At 69.3% G+C, this 15,553-nt stretch carries 16 protein-coding genes; 10 read left to right on the plus strand and 6 right to left on the minus strand.

The window, feature by feature from the left end; translation table 11 throughout:
- The first annotated feature begins 9 nt into the window (after window positions 1-9).
- On the plus strand, window positions 10-1,701 hold the full coding sequence (locus DL990_RS35915) for an SDR family oxidoreductase (RefSeq protein ID WP_125801419.1): 1,692 nt from the start codon (window positions 10-12) through the stop codon (window positions 1,699-1,701).
- 23 nt (window positions 1,702-1,724) lie between these two features.
- Window positions 1,725-2,315 carry a TetR/AcrR family transcriptional regulator gene (locus DL990_RS35920; RefSeq protein WP_125801360.1) on the plus strand — a complete coding sequence of 197 codons (591 nt, stop codon included), beginning with the start codon at window positions 1,725-1,727 and terminating at the stop codon, window positions 2,313-2,315.
- A 52-nt stretch (window positions 2,316-2,367) separates the two neighbouring features.
- On the opposite strand, the gene DL990_RS35925 is transcribed toward DL990_RS35920, so the two are convergent.
- Window positions 2,368-3,519 carry a citrate synthase 2 gene (locus tag DL990_RS35925; protein ID WP_125781975.1) on the minus strand — a complete coding sequence of 384 codons (1,152 nt, stop codon included), beginning with the start codon at window positions 3,517-3,519 and terminating at the stop codon, window positions 2,368-2,370.
- A gap of 291 nt (window positions 3,520-3,810) precedes the next feature.
- Between DL990_RS35925 and DL990_RS35930 the strand changes: the two genes are divergently transcribed.
- From DL990_RS35930 to DL990_RS35960, 7 genes are read left to right on the plus strand one after another with little or no spacing between them, the layout of a single operon-like run.
- Window positions 3,811-4,113 carry an urease subunit gamma gene (locus DL990_RS35930; protein ID WP_125781973.1) on the plus strand — a complete coding sequence of 101 codons (303 nt, stop codon included), beginning with the start codon at window positions 3,811-3,813 and terminating at the stop codon, window positions 4,111-4,113.
- A gap of 12 nt (window positions 4,114-4,125) precedes the next feature.
- Window positions 4,126-4,419: an urease subunit beta gene (locus DL990_RS35935; RefSeq protein ID WP_125781971.1), complete on the plus strand. Its 294-nt coding sequence runs from the start codon at window positions 4,126-4,128 to the stop codon at window positions 4,417-4,419.
- Window positions 4,419-6,140: an urease subunit alpha gene (locus DL990_RS35940; protein ID WP_125801361.1), complete on the plus strand. Its 1,722-nt coding sequence runs from the start codon at window positions 4,419-4,421 to the stop codon at window positions 6,138-6,140. The genes DL990_RS35935 and DL990_RS35940 overlap by 1 nt, the downstream gene beginning before the upstream one ends.
- A complete protein-coding gene (locus DL990_RS35945) occupies window positions 6,140-6,814 on the plus strand; it encodes an urease accessory protein UreF (RefSeq protein ID WP_125801362.1) in 675 nt (224 codons plus the stop codon). Before DL990_RS35940 ends, DL990_RS35945 begins: the two co-directional genes overlap by 1 nt.
- The gene (gene ureG / locus DL990_RS35950) at window positions 6,804-7,511 is read left to right on the plus strand and encodes an urease accessory protein UreG (RefSeq protein ID WP_125801363.1); all 708 of its coding nucleotides are present in this window, start codon (window positions 6,804-6,806) and stop codon (window positions 7,509-7,511) included. The genes DL990_RS35945 and ureG overlap by 11 nt, the downstream gene beginning before the upstream one ends.
- Window positions 7,508-8,206 (plus strand): urease accessory protein UreD, encoded by a 699-nt coding sequence (locus DL990_RS35955; RefSeq protein WP_125801364.1) that lies wholly within the window; start codon window positions 7,508-7,510, stop codon window positions 8,204-8,206. The genes ureG and DL990_RS35955 overlap by 4 nt, the downstream gene beginning before the upstream one ends.
- Window positions 8,203-9,414, plus strand: coding sequence for a hypothetical protein (locus DL990_RS35960; protein WP_125801365.1), 1,212 nt, complete (start codon window positions 8,203-8,205; stop codon window positions 9,412-9,414). The genes DL990_RS35955 and DL990_RS35960 overlap by 4 nt, the downstream gene beginning before the upstream one ends.
- A gap of 58 nt (window positions 9,415-9,472) precedes the next feature.
- Here DL990_RS35960 and DL990_RS35965 read toward each other — a convergent pair whose 3' ends face one another.
- Window positions 9,473-10,573, minus strand: a complete 1,101-nt coding sequence (locus tag DL990_RS35965; protein WP_125801366.1) for a lipase family protein — start codon at window positions 10,571-10,573, stop codon at window positions 9,473-9,475.
- Window positions 10,574-10,664: 91 nt separating this feature from the next.
- Here DL990_RS35965 and DL990_RS35970 point away from each other — a divergent pair, with 91 nt between their 5' ends.
- A complete protein-coding gene (locus DL990_RS35970; protein ID WP_125801367.1) occupies window positions 10,665-11,285 on the plus strand; it encodes a TetR/AcrR family transcriptional regulator in 621 nt (206 codons plus the stop codon).
- A gap of 251 nt (window positions 11,286-11,536) precedes the next feature.
- Here the strand turns inward: DL990_RS35970 and DL990_RS35975 are convergent, their stop codons facing one another.
- Genes DL990_RS35975 through DL990_RS35990 form a run of 4 tightly spaced genes read right to left on the minus strand, consistent with a single transcriptional unit; the run spans window position 11,537 to window position 15,552 of the window.
- Window positions 11,537-12,130 carry an ATP/GTP-binding protein gene (locus DL990_RS35975; protein WP_125789373.1) on the minus strand — a complete coding sequence of 198 codons (594 nt, stop codon included), beginning with the start codon at window positions 12,128-12,130 and terminating at the stop codon, window positions 11,537-11,539.
- Window positions 12,108-12,488, minus strand: coding sequence for a DUF742 domain-containing protein (locus DL990_RS35980; protein WP_125789372.1), 381 nt, complete (start codon window positions 12,486-12,488; stop codon window positions 12,108-12,110). Before DL990_RS35980 ends, DL990_RS35975 begins: the two co-directional genes overlap by 23 nt.
- A 20-nt stretch (window positions 12,489-12,508) precedes the next feature.
- Window positions 12,509-12,934, minus strand: a complete 426-nt coding sequence (locus DL990_RS35985; RefSeq protein ID WP_005156032.1) for a roadblock/LC7 domain-containing protein — start codon at window positions 12,932-12,934, stop codon at window positions 12,509-12,511.
- The gene (locus tag DL990_RS35990; protein WP_125801368.1) at window positions 12,931-15,552 is read right to left on the minus strand and encodes a nitrate- and nitrite sensing domain-containing protein; all 2,622 of its coding nucleotides are present in this window, start codon (window positions 15,550-15,552) and stop codon (window positions 12,931-12,933) included. Before DL990_RS35990 ends, DL990_RS35985 begins: the two co-directional genes overlap by 4 nt.
- Window position 15,553: the final 1 nt, after the last annotated feature.

A 15,553-nucleotide genomic window follows, 5' to 3' on the forward strand; every position in this document is an offset into this window, starting at 1 on the left:
CATACGTGGGTGACGGCCAGCGACGGTGTCCGCCTCTCGGTCCGGGTGACCGGTGTCGACGACGCGCCCACGGTGGTGCTCGTCCACGGTTACCCGGACAACGGCTCCATGTGGGACGGCGTCGCCGCCCTGCTCGAGCGCCGCTACCGGGTCGTCGTCTACGACGTCCGTGGCGCCGGCCGCTCGGACAAGCCTTCGGGACGAGCGTCCTACAAGCTGGACCAGCTGTCCGATGACCTCGTTTCGGTCATCGACGAGGTCCGGCCCGAGGGCAAGGTCCATCTGCTCGCGCACGACTGGGGCTCCATCCAGACCTGGCATTCGGTCACCGGCGAGAAGCTGCGCGGACGGCTCGCGTCGTTCACGTCGATCTCCGGGCCGAGCCTCGATCACGCGGGAGCCTGGTTCCGCGCGCAGCTGCGCCCGAGCCCGAAGCGGCTCAAGAACGCGCTCGCGCAAGGAGTGCACTCGACGTACATCCTCGGTTTCCAGCTCCCGCTGATCCCGCAGCTGCTGTGGCGCACCGGCGCGATGGGCGCGCTCATCGGCCGGATGGATCCGGCGGCCGCGGCACCGTCCACTTCGGACGGCCTGTACGGACTCAACCTCTACCGCGCCAACATGTTCACCCGCCTCTCCAGGCCGCGGCCGCGTAACGCCGAGATCCCGGTGCAGGTGCTCGCGCCCACCGGCGACAAATTCGTCACCACGCCGTTGCAGACCGAGATCGAGCGCTGGGCGCCGGACCTGCGGGTGCGCCGGATCGTCGGCACGCACTGGGTGGTCCGCGAGAAGCCGCGGGTGATCGCCGACGCCACCGCGGAGCTGATCGATCACGCCGAAGGCGGCGAGGAGAGCCGCGCGCTCAAACAGGCCAGGACGAAAGGCTTCGCGCACAAGCTCGTCGTGGTCACCGGCGCCGGCAGCGGGATCGGCCGCGCGACGGCGCTCGCGTTCGCGGACAAGGGCGCCGACCTGGTCATCACCGACATCAACGGCTCGGCCGCGGCGGACACCGCGAAACTCCTGCGGGACAAGGGGGCCACCGTCGGCGAGTACACAGTGGACTCTTCCGACGCGGAGGCGGTCGAGAAGTTCGCCCAGCAGGTCAAGGAGGAGTTCGGGGTCCCGGACATCGTCGTGAACAACGCGGGGATCGGGCTGTCCGGACCCTTCCTCGACACGACGGTCAAGGACTGGGAACGCCTCATCGACGTGAACCTGTGGGGTGTCATCCACGGCTGCCGCGTCTTCGCGGAGCAGATGCGCGAGCGGGCCGAAGGCGGCCAGATCGTCAACGTCGCCTCGGCCGCCGCCTACCTGCCGTCGAAGATCCTTTCCGCCTACGCCACCACGAAATCCGCCGTGCTGACGTTGAGTGTGTGCCTGCGGGCGGAACTCGCCGCCGAGAACATCGGTGTCACCGCGATCTGCCCCGGCATCGTGAACACCAACATCACCAGCACCACCCGGTTCGTCGGCGTCGACGACGTCGAGCAGAAGCGGCGCCAGAAGTCGAGCAGCAAGCTGTACGCGAAACGTGGTTTCGGCCCGGAGAAGGTCGCGCGCGACATCCTGCGTGCCGTCGAGAAGGACAAGGCGATCCAGCCGTCGACGCCGGAGGCCAAGGCCGCGCTCGTCCTTTCCCGGCTCACCCCCGGACTGCTGCGGGCCGCGGCGAAACTGGACGTCACCCCGTGACCTCTGCCAGACGTCCTCGCCGGATGTCGGCGGAAGCACGCCGCGAGGACCTGATCCGCGCCGCACTGGACCTGTTCGGTTCGCGCGCGCCCGAACTCGTCACGGTCGACGACATCATCGCCCGCGCCGAGGTTTCGCGGCCGCTGTTCTACCGGTACTTCTCGAGCTTGCGGGAACTGCAGGTCGAGGCGCTGAAAACGGTCACCGAAGGGCTCATCGACGGCCTTGCCGGACTCGAGGAAGGCCCGCCCGAAACGCGGCTGCGGGCCGCCGTCCGCGGGCTGATCGACGTCGCCGACCACTACCGCGCGGGCTACGTCGCCTTGTTGCGCAGCGGTTCGGTGATCGCGACCTCGGAGACGGACGCGGCGATCGACGAGGTCCGCAACCGTGCCGTCGAGCTCATCCTCGACGCGCTGGGAGTGTCGGAGCCCTCGCCTATGCTCCTGCTGACCTTGCGCTGCTGGACCGCGGTGGTGGAGGGCTCGCTGCTGAGCTGGCTGCAGGAGCGGGCCGTGCCGCGCGAGGTGCTCGACGGCTGGCTGGTCGATCAGCTGACGGCCATGCTGTCGGCGACCGCGACCCACGACTCTTCGGTCCCTCAGACGCTATGAAAGGTCCTTTCCTTGCAAAATTTGCAAGGAAAGGACCTTTCATAGCGCGCTACTAGGACTGCTTCGCGACCAGGTCCCAGCCTTCGACGTCTTCCGGCTTACGCGGCTCGGGGCCGACGTACTTCGCCGACGGGCGCACGAGGCGGCCGGTCTTCTTCTGCTCCAGGATGTGCGCGGCCCAGCCGGCGGTGCGCGCGGAGCTGAACATCGCGGGCATCATATGCGGCGGCACCTGGGCGAAGTCCAGGATCACGGCCGCCCAGAACTCGACGTTGGTCTCGATCGGGTGATCCGGACGCCGCTCGCGCAGCTCCTTCAGCGCCACCTGCTCCAGTTCCGCGGCCGCCTCGTAGCGCGACGCGCCGAGCTCTTTGCAGGTGCGGCGCAGCACGCGTGCCCGCGGGTCCTCCGCGCGGTACACGCGGTGCCCGAAGCCCATCATCCGTTCCTTGCGGTCCAGGATGCCCTTCACCAGGCCGACCGCGTCGCCGGTCTTCTCGACCTCTTCGATCATCGGCAGCACCCGTGCCGGCGCGCCGCCGTGCAGGGGGCCGGACATGGCGCCGATCGCGCCGGACAGCGCCGCGGCGACGTCGGCGCCGGTCGAGGCGATGACCCTGGCGGTGAAGGTCGAGGCGTTGAGGCCGTGCTCGGCGGCGGAGACCCAGTACGCGTCGATGGCCTTGACGTGGGCCGGGTCGGGCTCGCCGCGCCAGCGGACCATGAAGCGCTCGGTGATCGACTTCGCCTCGTCGACCCGGGTCTGCGGGACGGCGGGCTGCCCGATGCCGCGCGCGGACTGGGCGACGTACGAAAGCGCCATCACCGAGGCGCGGGCCAGCTGGTCGCGCGCCTCGTCGTCGGTGATGTCGAGCAGCGGCCGGTACCCCCAGATCGGGGCGAGCATGGCCAGCGCGGCCTGGACGTCGACCCGGACGTCGCCGGTGTGCACCGGCAGCGGGAACGGCTCGGCGGGCGGTAGCCCGTGGCCGAAACGGCTGTCGACGAGAAGTCCCCAGACGTCACCGAAGGTCACCTTGCCGGCGAGATCCTCGATGTCGACACCTCGATAGCGCAGCGCGCCACCGTCACGGTCGGGCTCGGCGATTTCGGTCTTGAAGGCGACCACGCCCTCGAGACCCGGTCGGAAACCGTCGTCGACCTTCTCCGACGGCTGATTGGTGCTGATCGTGGAGGCACTCACTGTGGTGAAACCTTTCGATGCGCATTCCCCGGCTTTGTGTTCACGCGTGGACGGGATACACGCAGCGTAGGCGCGCCTCATCGCACGGATGGACAAACTTTGCTCCACGTGGGGGCCTGGGGCAATCGAAAGATGTGGTGCTTTCGGTCACGATTACGAGAACGATTCAGTGAAAACGCGCTTCGTACGCGAAGAGTTACGGCGCCGTTCACTTTGCGTGTACCGGCCGCCGAGGTAAATCCTGTGTTTCGAGAACCGGCGAGGACCGGTTTCCGGTGATAGACCTTTCCCATGCACCTGAGCCCCCAGGAGCGGGACAAACTGCTCATCCACGTCGCGGCGGACGTAGCGCGCAAACGCCTGGAACGCGGGGTCTCGCTGAACTACCCCGAAGCGGTCGCGCTGATCACCGAGCATGTGCTCGAAGGCGCTCGCGACGGCCGGACGGTGAGTGAGCTCGTCGCGAGCGGGCGTTCGGTGCTCTCACGGGCGCAGGTACTGGACGGAGTGCCGGAAATGGTCGATTCCGTCCAGGTCGAAGCCACTTTCCCGGACGGAACGAAGCTCGTCACCGTGCACGACCCGATCGTCTAGGGAGGGCCGCGAGTGCGACCAGGGGAGATCATCACCGGCGATGCGCCGGTCGAGTTGAACCCGGGCAGGCCACGGGTCCGGCTGCTCGTGCGGAACCTCGGCGACCGGCCCGTCCAGGTCGGTTCGCACTACCATTTCGCGGCGGTCAATCCGAGGCTCGAATTCGATCGCGAAGCCGCGCGAGGACACCGGCTCGACGTGCCCGCGGGAACGTCCGTGCGGTTCGAACCGGGCGTCGAACGCGAAGTCGACCTCGTCCCGCTGGCCGGGAACCGCGTGGTGCCCGGATTGCGCGAGGAGTCCTGATGCCGTCGATCGATCGCGAGCGGTACGCCGAACTGTTCGGCCCGACGACCGGGGACAGGATCCGCCTCGCGGACACCGACCTGCTGATCGAAGTCACCGAAGACCGCAGCATGGGGCCGTCCGGCAGCGGCGACGAGGTGTTGTTCGGCGGCGGCAAGGTGATCCGCGAATCCATGGGCCAGGGAATGGCGACCCGGGCCGAAGGCGCGCCCGACCTGGTCATCACCGGTGCGGTGATCCTGGACCACTGGGGGATCGTCAAGGCCGACGTCGGCATCCGCGACGGCCGGATCGTCGGGATCGGCAAGGCAGGCAACCCGGACACGATGGACGGCGTCGATCCGGCGCTGGTCGTCGGCCCGTCGACGGAAGTGCTGTCCGGCAACGGGAAGATCCTCACCGCGGGCGGGATCGACTGCCACGTCCATTTCATCTGCCCACAGCTGACCGAGACCGCGCTGGCGTCCGGGCTCACCACCCTGGTCGGCGGCGGCACCGGCCCGGTCGAAGGCAGCAAGGCCACCACCGTCACGCCCGGCGCGTGGAACCTCGGCCGGATGCTGCAGGCGATGGACGGTCAGCCGGTCAACGTCCTGCTGCTGGGCAAGGGGAACACCGTCCGGCACGAGGCGCTGCGCGAACAGCTCGCCGCCGGCGCGGGCGGGTTCAAACTCCACGAGGACTGGGGCAGCACCCCGGCCGCGATCGACGCCTGCCTCACCGTCGCCGACGAATCCGGGGTCCAGGTGGCGATCCACACCGACACCCTGAACGAAGCAGGCTTCCTGGAGTCCACAGTGGACGCCATTCGGGGCCGGTCGATCAACGCGTACCACACGGAAGGCGCGGGCGGCGGGCACGCGCCGGACATCATCCAGGTCGCCGGGCTGCCCAACATCCTGCCGTCGTCGACGAATCCGACGCGCCCGCACACCGCGAACACCCTCGACGAGCACCTCGACATGCTCGTCGTATGCCACCACCTGAACCCGTCCGTGCCCGAAGATCTGGCCTTCGCCGAAAGCCGGATCCGGCCGACGACCATCGCGGCCGAGGACGTCCTGCACGACCTCGGCGCGATCTCCATGATGAGCTCGGATTCGCAGGCGATGGGCCGGATCGGCGAGGTGATCATCCGCACCTGGCAGACCGCGCACGTGATGAAACGGCGGCGCGGCACGCTGCCCGGCGACGGCGCGGCCGACAACCTGCGGGCTCGCCGCTATGTCGCCAAGTACACGATCAACCCCGCGATCGCGCACGGGATGGAGCGCGAAATCGGATCGGTGGAGATCGGGAAACTCGCGGATCTCGTGCTGTGGGAGCCGAAGTTCTTCGGTGTCCGGCCGCATGTGGTGCTCAAGGGCGGTTTTCCGGCGTGGGCGGCGATGGGTGACGCGAACGCGTCCATCCCGACGCCGCAGCCGGTGCTCGCGCGGCCTATGTTCGGCGCGGCGCCGGTGGTCGCCGCCGCGAGCAGCTTCCATTTCGTGGCCCCGGAAGCACTGGAAAGTGGCGTGGCGGAGCGCTTCGGCATCACGCGGAAGCTCGTGCCGATCTCGAACACCCGCTCCCGCGGCAAGGCCGACATGGTGCTGAACGACGCGACGCCGGACATCAGGGTGGATCCGGACAGCTTCGCCGTGCACGTCGACGGCGAGCTGATCGAGCCGCGGCCGGTGACCGAACTGCCCATGGCGCAACGATACTTCTTGTTCTGATGAACCTCGCCGCGCTCATCCTCGCCGACTCCCGGTTCCCCGGGGGCGGCCACGTCCATTCCGGCGGGCTCGAGGAGGCCGTCACCCGGAAGCTGATCACGCACGAACGCGACCTGCCGGGATTCCTCTCCGGGCGCTTGCGCACGGCCGGTTCGCTGGCCGCGGTGTTCGCCGCCGCGTCGGCGCACGCCGCCGCGCGGAATGTCCATAGTGGACATTGGCGGCGGCTCGATGTCGAACTCGACGCCAGGACGCCGTCGCTCGCGCAGCGGGAGGCGTCCCGCGCGCAAGGTCGCGGGACGGCCAGGGCGGGCAAGGCGGCGTGGCCGTCACCGGTGCTTTCCCAGCTGCTGAAGGAAACCCCGCGACCGCATCATCCGGTGGTGGCCGGAGCGCTGATCGGGGTGCCCTTCGACGCGGCGATGGCGGTGGCGTACCTCGCCATCAGCGGCCCGGCGAGCGCGGCCGTGCGGCTGCTCGGGCTGGACCCGTTCGCTGTCAACGCGGTCGTGGCCCGGCTCGCGAAAGAGGTCCGGGACGTTTCCCTGCGTGCCGCCGAGGTCGCGGGCGACGATCCGGCCGATCTCCCGGCGCCGGGTTCTCCGGCGCTCGATCTGTTCGCCGAGGCACACGCCCGGCATCACCAGGAAGAGGTGCGTCTCTTTGCCAGCTGAACATGGTCACGGTCATGGTCACGTCCACCCGGTCAACTTCGACCCGACCGCCGCGGAACCCGACCACTACGAGCAGGCGCCGGCCGTGGGCCGCGCGTACCGGATCGGGATCGGCGGGCCGGTGGGCAGCGGGAAGACCGCGCTCACCGCGGCTCTGTGCCGAGCGCTCGGTGACGAGGTGAACCTCGCCGTCGTCACCAACGACATCTACACCACCGAAGATGCCGACTTCCTGCGCAAGGCCGGGGTACTCGACCCGGAGCGGATCGAGGCCGTGCAGACCGGCGCGTGCCCGCACACCGCGATCCGCGACGACATCACGGCGAACCTCGACGCCGTCGAACGGCTGGAGGAGCGATTCCCCGGGCTGGACCTGGTGATCATCGAAAGCGGCGGCGACAACCTCACCGCGGTGTTCAGCCGGGGGCTCGCCGACAGCCAGGTCTTCGTGGTCGACGTCGCCGGTGGCGACAAGGTGCCGCGCAAGGGCGGGCCGGGCGTGACGACCGCGGATCTGCTGGTGATCAACAAGATCGACATCGCGCATCTGGTCGGCGCGGACATGGACGTGATGACCTCGGACGCGCACCGGATGCGGGGTGTGCTGCCGGTGATCACGCAGTCGCTTGTGGACACTCCGAACGCGCCGGCGGTGGCGGACTGGGTCCGTTCGCTGCTCCCGGTCCGCACGGGGTGAAGGCGCACGCGCGGCTGACCGCCCGCTTCGAGGGCGGCCGGACCGTACTGCGTGAGCTGCGCTCGATGGCGCCGCTCACGCTCCTTCCCAAGCGGGGCACCGGTGTGACGGCGATCGTGCACTTGGTCAACTCGGCGACGTCGCCGCTGGGCGGCGACGAGCTGAAGCTGACCATCCGTGTCGGCTCCGGGGCTTCGCTGCGGCTTTCCGGGGTCGCGGCGACCATCGCGCTTCCCGGCCTGCACGGCGACGGGAGTTCCTCCACTGTGGATGTTGAGGTGGAGGCAGGCGGGAAGCTGGAGTACCTGCCGGAACCGACCGTCGTCACCGCGCGGGCCCGGCACTCGGCGGTGTTCAAGGCATCCCTGGCGGCCGACGCTTACCTGCACACGCGGGAGGTGCTCGTGCTCGGCAGAGCGGGTGAGCGGCCCGGGTCCTTGGTGACCACCCAGCACGTGACGCGCGGTGAAGTCCCGGTGCTGCGGCAGACGCTGGAGATCGGGGATTCGACCTTGGACTCCAGTCTCGCGCATCTGGCCGGACACAGGGTGCTGGCGACCGATCTGGTCGTCGGCGGGCCGGACCTGCCCGAGGCGTCCGGCGAGTGGTGGTCCCGGGCGTCGCTGGCGGCCGGTGGGATACTCACGACGTCGCTGGCTCACGATGCCGTGACCGCGCTCAAGGGGGAGCCATGAAGCCACTGAGTCTCTCGTTGCCCGGCCAGCCTTGGAGTGTGGTCGCACCTTCGGCGGCGGGTCCGTTGTACGTGCTGTGCACCAAGGTGAAAGAGCTGCCGAATCGGCGGACGTTGCTGGCGATCGACCTGGCGGGGAACGTGCTCTGGCAGCGCGAACTCGAGGGCGATCCGAATGGGCACTGGTCCCAGAAGAGCTATACGAAGCATTTGCGTGTCTCCGAGTCGGGCACCGTCTTCCTGATCGACGGCGACGTTCTCCTCGGGTTCGACGCCTCCGGCGAAACCCAGGTGGCGATCCGGCTGGACCATGACCAGGACGAGGCTCCAGGTCCGTTCGCCCTGGTACGAGAAGGGTTCTGTACCACTTGGACGACCTTGCCGGGCCGTCACCGTGATGTCCGCGTTGACGTGCGGGACGGTTCCGGCACCTGCATGTGGTCGACCCGGATCCCGACCGAACCACTGGGCTACCGGGGCCCGCCGGGCCTGGAAGATGACTTCGCGCCCTTCAAACCTACGATGCCCCACGAGTTCTCGCCGTCGTACTGGGATCCGTTGCTCGTTTCCGGCGACCGGATTCTTGCCGGATTCGACGACGTGAGTACGGGGTTGTCGTTGTCCTACCTGCTCGATCGGGACTCCGGCGGCCTCGTGGCGACCACGCCGGTTTCGGGCGGCAAGCATAAGGCGATCGCCGGGCTGGGCGAGTTCCTGGCGGGGGACCGGGGTTTCGGCCTGCTCGGGACGGCGCGCTACGACGCGTCACGGGCCGAGGTCGTTCGCTGGGACAGCGACGGTCCGCTGCTCGTCGGTCCGGACGGCGCCATCCGGAGCGTCGAGAGCGGGAATCCGGAAGGGGCACGAAGGTTCAGGAAGCTCAACGCGGACGGGTCGACGGATGACGGCCCGGCGCTTTCGAGGAGTCATTTCGGGAGTCCGGCGCTCGACAGCGCGGGGACGGTGGTCTTCACCCAGGACGGGGCGTTGCGAGCGATCGACGCGGAGCTGCATGAGCGTGTGCTGTGCGAGATCCCCGACGAACGCGATCTGTACGGCCGGATCGTCCTGTTGGAGGACGGGCTGGTCGCGTTCACCGTCGGGCACGGACTCTTCCTGGCCGAAACCGATCTCGGTCCCTTGCCGTCCAGCGGCTGGGTCTGTAGTGACGGCAACCTGCGCGCCAATCCCGTCCTCGAGAGTCCGTGAGGGCCTCCTTCCCCACCCTGAAGGTAGTGAAAGGAGGCCTTCACGGACCGGCTCCCCGTCAGAACTTGGTGCCCAGCCAGGTCATCGCGACCGGACCGCCGGTCGCGACGCCGCCGATGTGCTCCAGCAGCGGGAACTCCTGCCAGGTGACGTCGGCGCCGAGGGCGCGGTAACGGTCGCGCAGGCCCTTGCCGACCGAAAGCGGGATCAGTTCGTCCAGCGACGCGTGGTACAGGTAGACCGGCGCGCCCGGTTTGGTCTTGCCCGCGAGGTTCTCGCCGAGCCGGGCCTGCCAGCGCGGGTCCGCGGAGACGTTCGGCACGGTCGTGAAGTCGTTGAGCCGGGCGAAAGGTGCCGCCGCGCCGAGTTCGACGGTGCACGCTTCCTTGACCTTCGCGACCATCCTCTCGCCCTTCGCGTTGAGCACGTCGTTGAAGGGCAGTTCGGGGTACGCCGTCGAGTAGCCGACAGCGGCGCCGAGCACCAGGCCGAACGCCGGGCCGCCGTCGTTGAACTTCAGGACCGCGTTCAGATCCGCCGGGACACCGCCTTCCGCGACGCCGACCAGGTTGACGTCGGGCGCGTAGGACGGCTGGAGTTCACCGGCGAAGGCCGCGGCCTGACCTCCTTGTGAGTAGCCGAAAACGCCGACCGGCCCGGTCTTGGACAGGCCCGCTTCGGGGACGTTCGAGGCGGCGCGGGCGGCGTCGAGGACGGCCCGGCCTTCGGACTGGCCGACGGCGTAGGTGTGCGTGCCCGGGGTGCCGAGGCCTTCGTAGTCGGTCACGACGACCGCCCAGCCGCGCGAAAGCGCTTGGCTCATCAGGAGGACTTCGTTCTCGGACCCGTTCGTCAGCCGGGTCGACGGCGCGCAGCGGTCGCCGAGGCCGTGGGTGCCGACGGCGTAGCTGACCAGCGGCCGCGCGCCCTTCGTCCACGGCGTGCGCGGGACCAGCAGGATGCCCGACACCGTGTTCGGCTGCCCCGTCGCCGAGGTGGAGCGGTAGTGGAGTTTCCAGGCCTTCGCCGGGGCGGTGGCGATGACCGGTTTGTAGTCGACCAGATCCCCGGGGGCGCTCGGCGCGGCTTGCGCGGCGGGCGCGCCTATCAGGGCGGCTGCGAGGGCTGAGACCAGAACTGTCCGAAGCGCCAGACGCATTACAGCCTCCAGTTTGGTAATCGAGATTTTCGCAATGTAGGCGGTGTTGCTAGCATCTGGCAATCCCTGTTACCGAATCGGGGGAGGTCGAGTGGCCCGCACCTACGGCGGGGTCGCGCCCGAGCAACGGCGCGCCGAACGGCGTGAACGCCTGCTCGTGGCGGCCCTGGACCTGTTCACGTCGACGGGCTACCAGCAGACGAAGATCACCGAGTTGTGCACCCGCGCCGGCGTTTCGACGCGGAACTTCTACGAGGAGTTCGAGAGCAAGGAGAAGGTGCTGCTGACCCTGCACGAGCGCATCAACGCGCTCGCGCTGGAGCACGTCACCGGCATCCTGGAACGGCTGGAGGACGCGGACGCGGTCACCCGGATCGGGACACTGCTGGACGTCTTCGTCAGCACGGTGACCTCGGATCCCCGGATGCCGCGGCTGAACTATGTCGAGGCCGTCGGCGTCAGCGCCGCCTTGGAGGCGCAGCACCAGGAATGGGTCGACCGGTGGGCCGCGTTCATCGAAGCCGAGGCCCGGCACGCGGCCGAGCACGGGGTGGCGCCGGACCGCGATTACCACCTGACGGCGATCGCGCTCGTCGGCGCGGCGACCGGACTGCTGCGCGAGTGGCAGGCCCACACCCCTCCGCTGCCGGTCGCCGACGTCGCCGCCGAACTCCGGTCCCTGATGCTCGCCGCGATCACCCGGCCGGCCTAGGCCGTGTCCGGTAAGTCATGTTCGCGGTCTTCGCGCCCAGGCGGTCCCTGACGGCACGGGCGGACGCGGCCGAGTACGACCCGGTACGAGGCCGACCCGCCCGCACCGCCACGAACCACCTGGATCACGAAGCCCATCGAACAGACTCACCGGACACGACCTAGCCCCCCGGTCGCAATTCGGCACCTGGTTGCGGTGGTTCGAAGGCGAACCAGCGCAACCAGGTGCCGAATTGCGAGGGTGGGGACGCGTCAGGAGGCGGCGGAAGCCCGCCGGAAGGTGTTGTGCAGCACGGCGAGCAGCGCGTCACGGACCGAGAGCCGTTGCCTCGCGTCGAAGGTGATCAGCGGGACGTCCTCGCCCACCGCGAGCGCCCAGCGCACGTCTTCGAGGTCGTGCTTGAGGGAGCCGTCGAAGACGTTCACCCCGACCACGAAGGGCAGCCCGGCCTTCTCGAAGTAGTCGACGGCCGGATAGCAGTCGTCGAGACGGCGGGTGTCGACGATGACGAGCGCGCCCAGCGCCCCCAGCACGAGGTCGTGCCACATGAACCCGAACCGGTCCTGCCCCGGCGTGCCGAAGAGGTACAGCTTCACCTCTTCGTCGATGGTGATGCAGCCGAAGTCCAGCGCCACCGTGGTGGTGGTCTTCGACGGCACGTTCCCGCCGGTGCCGTCGACGGCCGCGCCGGTCGAGGTCATGGCCGCCTCGGTGGTCAGCGGTTTGATCTCGGAGATGGCGCCGACGGTGGTCGTCTTGCCGACGCCGAACCCGCCGGCGATGACGATCTTGACCGGTGTCGGCGGTTTGGCCGTCACCGGTTCAGCGAATTGATTCGAGTCCACGAATGACCCTTTCGATCATGCCGAGGTCCTGGGTGAAGGCTCCGGCAGGGCGACGGAGCACGACGTAGCCGAGCGCGGCGAGGTCCGCCACGAGGACACGGGCCACGCCGATGTGCAGGCCGAGCATCGCCGCCACTTCGGCGACGGATTTCGTTTCCCGGCAAAGGGAAACGATCTCCCGTCGTTCGAAGGTCAGCCTCGCGTGCGAAGCCGCGCCGAGCCTGCTCGTGAGCACTTGAGCCTCGATTTCGAGCGTGCCGTCCACCGGCTGCGCGCGGCCGGCCGTGAGCAGATACGGGCGTAGCGGCGAGATGCCCTGTTCGGCGCCTCGCGGCTGAGGTACCTGGTCGTCGCTCATTCCCTTGTCCCCTCGTCAGTTCAGCTGCCGACGCTCTTCTTGAGTTCCTCGATCAGCGCGGGGGTGAGCACCTCGGTGGCCCGGTTGGCGAACATCGCCATCTCGTAGGCGATCGTGCCGAGGCTGGCCTGCTTGGTGGCGAGCACGCCGAGCGAACAGCCGATGCTGATCGTGCAGACCAGCAGGTAGCCCTGCTCCAGCTCGATGATGATCTTGTCGGGCGAACCGAGCGGGTGGCTCTCGGAGACACCGTGCGCCAGGCCGAGCATCGCCGAACAGATCGCGGCCAGCCGGTCGGCGTTGGCCCGTTCCAGCTCGGACGACATCGCGATCAGCAGGCCGTCGGCCGAGACGGCGATCGCGCCCATCGCGCTCGCCGTGTTCTGGGCGAAGCGCGTCACCAACCAGTTGAAGTTCCGGGCTTCGACGCTGACTCCGGTCGTCATCTCTTGCTCTTCTCTCTCTGTTCCATCTCCGGGTTGACGGCTTTCTCCAACCCGTCACTGAAGGCGTCGAACGCGGCACGCTCGGCCTCGGGGTCACGCATGCCCTTGGGCTTGGTGGTGTTCAGCGCCGCCCGCGCGGTCTGGTGCCGCGCGGCCGGTCCTTTGGACAGCCCCGGCGCCAGCTGCGCGCCGGGGACCCTTCTGGTGAGACCGCCGCGGGAGGCTGCGGGCACCGGCGTCGGGGACGACGGCGGCGCCGGGGTGGCGGCCGGCGGTGTGGTGGCCTTCGCGAGTCCGGCCTCGAAGCCGTCGAAGGCCGCTTTGGCCGCTTCTGGATCATGCCTGGACTTCTGCCGCGACGGCGCTTCGGGGGCGCCTGGCAGCTGCGCGCCCTTGACCCGGCGCCGCAGCCCGCCCCGAGTCTCGCCGGGATCGGCGGCGGTGAGCGTCGGCGCGGGAGCCTGGTACACGGGTGACGGCGCCGGAAGCGGTACCGGTGCCGGCGCGGGTTCCGCGATCTCCCCGTCGGTCTTGCGGAACCACCGGAAGTCCTTGGGACGCATGCCGTCGCGCGGGATCATCCCGGCGATCGCCAGTGTCGGCGGCTCGTGCCCGGTCGCGTTCGCCCGCGGCGCGGGCAGGGACGGCGACGCGGGCTCGTCGACCGGTTCCGCCGTCGGCCACACCGGCGGCGCCGGGACGGACTTCGGCATGGGCTGCCGATACGTCAGCAGGTTCGGCGGGACGGTGAGCCGCGCGGTGATCCCCGCTCCCGGCTCGGTCTCGGTCAGTTCGACCTTGAGCCCGTGCCGCCGCGCGAGCCGTCCGACCACGAACAGCCCGAGCACACTGGTCGGCGCCAGTTCGAGCCGCTCGCGTTCGACCAGCCGCCGGTTCTCCTCGGCGAGCCGTTCGCCGGTCATGCCGATGCCCTGGTCCACGATCACGATCAGGCAGGAGCCGTCGGGCAGGATCTTCGTGCCGACGTCCACAAAGGACTCAGGCGGGGAGAACGACGTCGCGTTCTCCAGCAGCTCGGCGAAGATCAGCACCAGATCGGAGCCGAACGGCGAAGAAAGCAGGACGTCGCCCATCGAACCGAGCCGGACCCGCTGGTAGTCCTCGATCTCCGCGAGCGCCGAACGCAGCGCCGTCGACAGCTCGATCGGACCGGAAATCCTTGCCTCGTCGCGATTCCCCGACACGACGAGGAGGTTGTCCGCGTTCCGGCGCAGGCGGGTGGAGAGGTGGTCGAGCCGGTAGAGGCTGGCCAGCAGGGCGACGTCCTGCTCGTTGCGCTCCAGTTCGTCGACCAGCGCCAGCTGCCTGCCCACCAGGTTCTGCGTCCGCTTCGCGACGTTGGCGAACATCAGGCCGACGTTGCGCCGCGTGAGGGCCTGCCGCTCCACCAGTTCGGCCGCGGTGGCCTGCACCCGGTTGAACGCATCGGCCAGTCTGCCGAGCTCGTCCTGCGAGGACACGTCGATGGTGGCGAGCCGCGGCGCGAGTTCTTCGGCCTCCTCGGTGTCGGTGACGCGGACCAGTTCGGTGCTCGCGAGGTCCGCGACCGAGGTCGCCGCCGTGGTCAGCTTCCGCAGCGGATCCGCGATCGACCGGCTGACCGCGATCGCGAGACCACCGACCAGCAGGAACAGCACACCGGCGCCGATACCGATCGTCCACGCCAGGTTCTGGGCGGCGTCGGCCCGCGCGGTCGCGGCGTCGGTGATGCCGGTGGTGACCGCGTCCTGGGCGAGCCGTCGCTGGTTCGACTGGGCGTCGACGGCGCCGAGGATGTCCGGCAGCAGGTTCTGCACGGCCTGCGGGCCGCGAGCCTCCGCGAGCCTGGCTTCCAGCGCGTCGACCCGGCGGCCCGTCTCGCCCTGTTCGACCGCGACGACCTGCGTGGCCTGGACGACGTCGGCCTGCTGCACGAACCGTTCGAGGAAGAGCGACGCCTGCTGCTTCGCGTCGGCCAGCACCGGCGTCCCGGATTCGGGGGTGACCAGCACGATGATCAACGCCATACCGCGCAACGAGTTCTCCTCGTTCGCGCGCAGCAGCGCGTCGAGCGCCGTCAGCTGCTGGGTGCCCTCCGCGTCACTGGTCTGCTGCGGGACCAGCCGGAGCGAGTTGACGACCGCGTCGATCACCGCGTGATACGTCCGCGCCACGCTGTCCAGTGAGGCCCCGCGCCGGAGCGCGTTCTCCCGGATCTCGTTCAGCGACCCGATCCGCACCAGCGCGGCGGCGAGCTCTTCCGGTGCGTCGGCGCTCAGCTGCGACCGGATCTGGTTCACCGTTTCCGCGACGACGCCCTGCTGCTTGAGCATCGCCGAGCTGCTCGCCGACGAAGACGCGATGTAGTGCGCCGTCAGCAGCCGTTCCCGCTGCAGTTCCCAGGCCAGCGTGCCGAGCGCGCGGGCCTGCGACGCGACGTCGGCGGTGGTTCGCGCGGACCGGGCGTCGTCGATCTCCCCGGCGACGTAAGGCACCGACACCAGGACCACGGCGGTCAGCGGCAGCATCAGGAGCAGGTTGAGCTTGCCCCGGATGCCGAGTCTGCCGAGTAATCCGGACCGCGACCCGCGTTCGGGCCGGGTCTTCCCGTGCCTCATG

This window comes from Amycolatopsis sp. WAC 01416 (assembly GCF_003947485.1).
GTDB lineage: Bacteria > Actinomycetota > Actinomycetes > Mycobacteriales > Pseudonocardiaceae > Amycolatopsis.

What these genes read in the sequence shown, in the direction of transcription:
- DL990_RS35920 (WP_125801360.1), top strand. Translation starts at nt 1,725, where the DNA reads ATGTCGGCGGAAGCACGCCGCGAGGACCTGATCCGCGCCGCACTGGAC.
- DL990_RS35930 (WP_125781973.1), top strand. Translation starts at nt 3,811, where the DNA reads ATGCACCTGAGCCCCCAGGAGCGGGACAAACTGCTCATCCACGTCGCG.
- DL990_RS35940 (WP_125801361.1), top strand. Translation starts at nt 4,419, where the DNA reads ATGCCGTCGATCGATCGCGAGCGGTACGCCGAACTGTTCGGCCCGACG.
- DL990_RS35945 (WP_125801362.1), top strand. Translation starts at nt 6,140, where the DNA reads ATGAACCTCGCCGCGCTCATCCTCGCCGACTCCCGGTTCCCCGGGGGC.
- DL990_RS35960 (WP_125801365.1), top strand. Translation starts at nt 8,203, where the DNA reads ATGAAGCCACTGAGTCTCTCGTTGCCCGGCCAGCCTTGGAGTGTGGTC.
- DL990_RS35965 (WP_125801366.1), bottom strand. Translation starts at nt 10,573, where the DNA reads ATGCGTCTGGCGCTTCGGACAGTTCTGGTCTCAGCCCTCGCAGCCGCC.
- DL990_RS35980 (WP_125789372.1), bottom strand. Translation starts at nt 12,488, where the DNA reads ATGAGCGACGACCAGGTACCTCAGCCGCGAGGCGCCGAACAGGGCATC.
- DL990_RS35985 (WP_005156032.1), bottom strand. Translation starts at nt 12,934, where the DNA reads ATGACGACCGGAGTCAGCGTCGAAGCCCGGAACTTCAACTGGTTGGTG.
- DL990_RS35990 (WP_125801368.1), bottom strand. Translation starts at nt 15,552, where the DNA reads ATGAGGCACGGGAAGACCCGGCCCGAACGCGGGTCGCGGTCCGGATTA.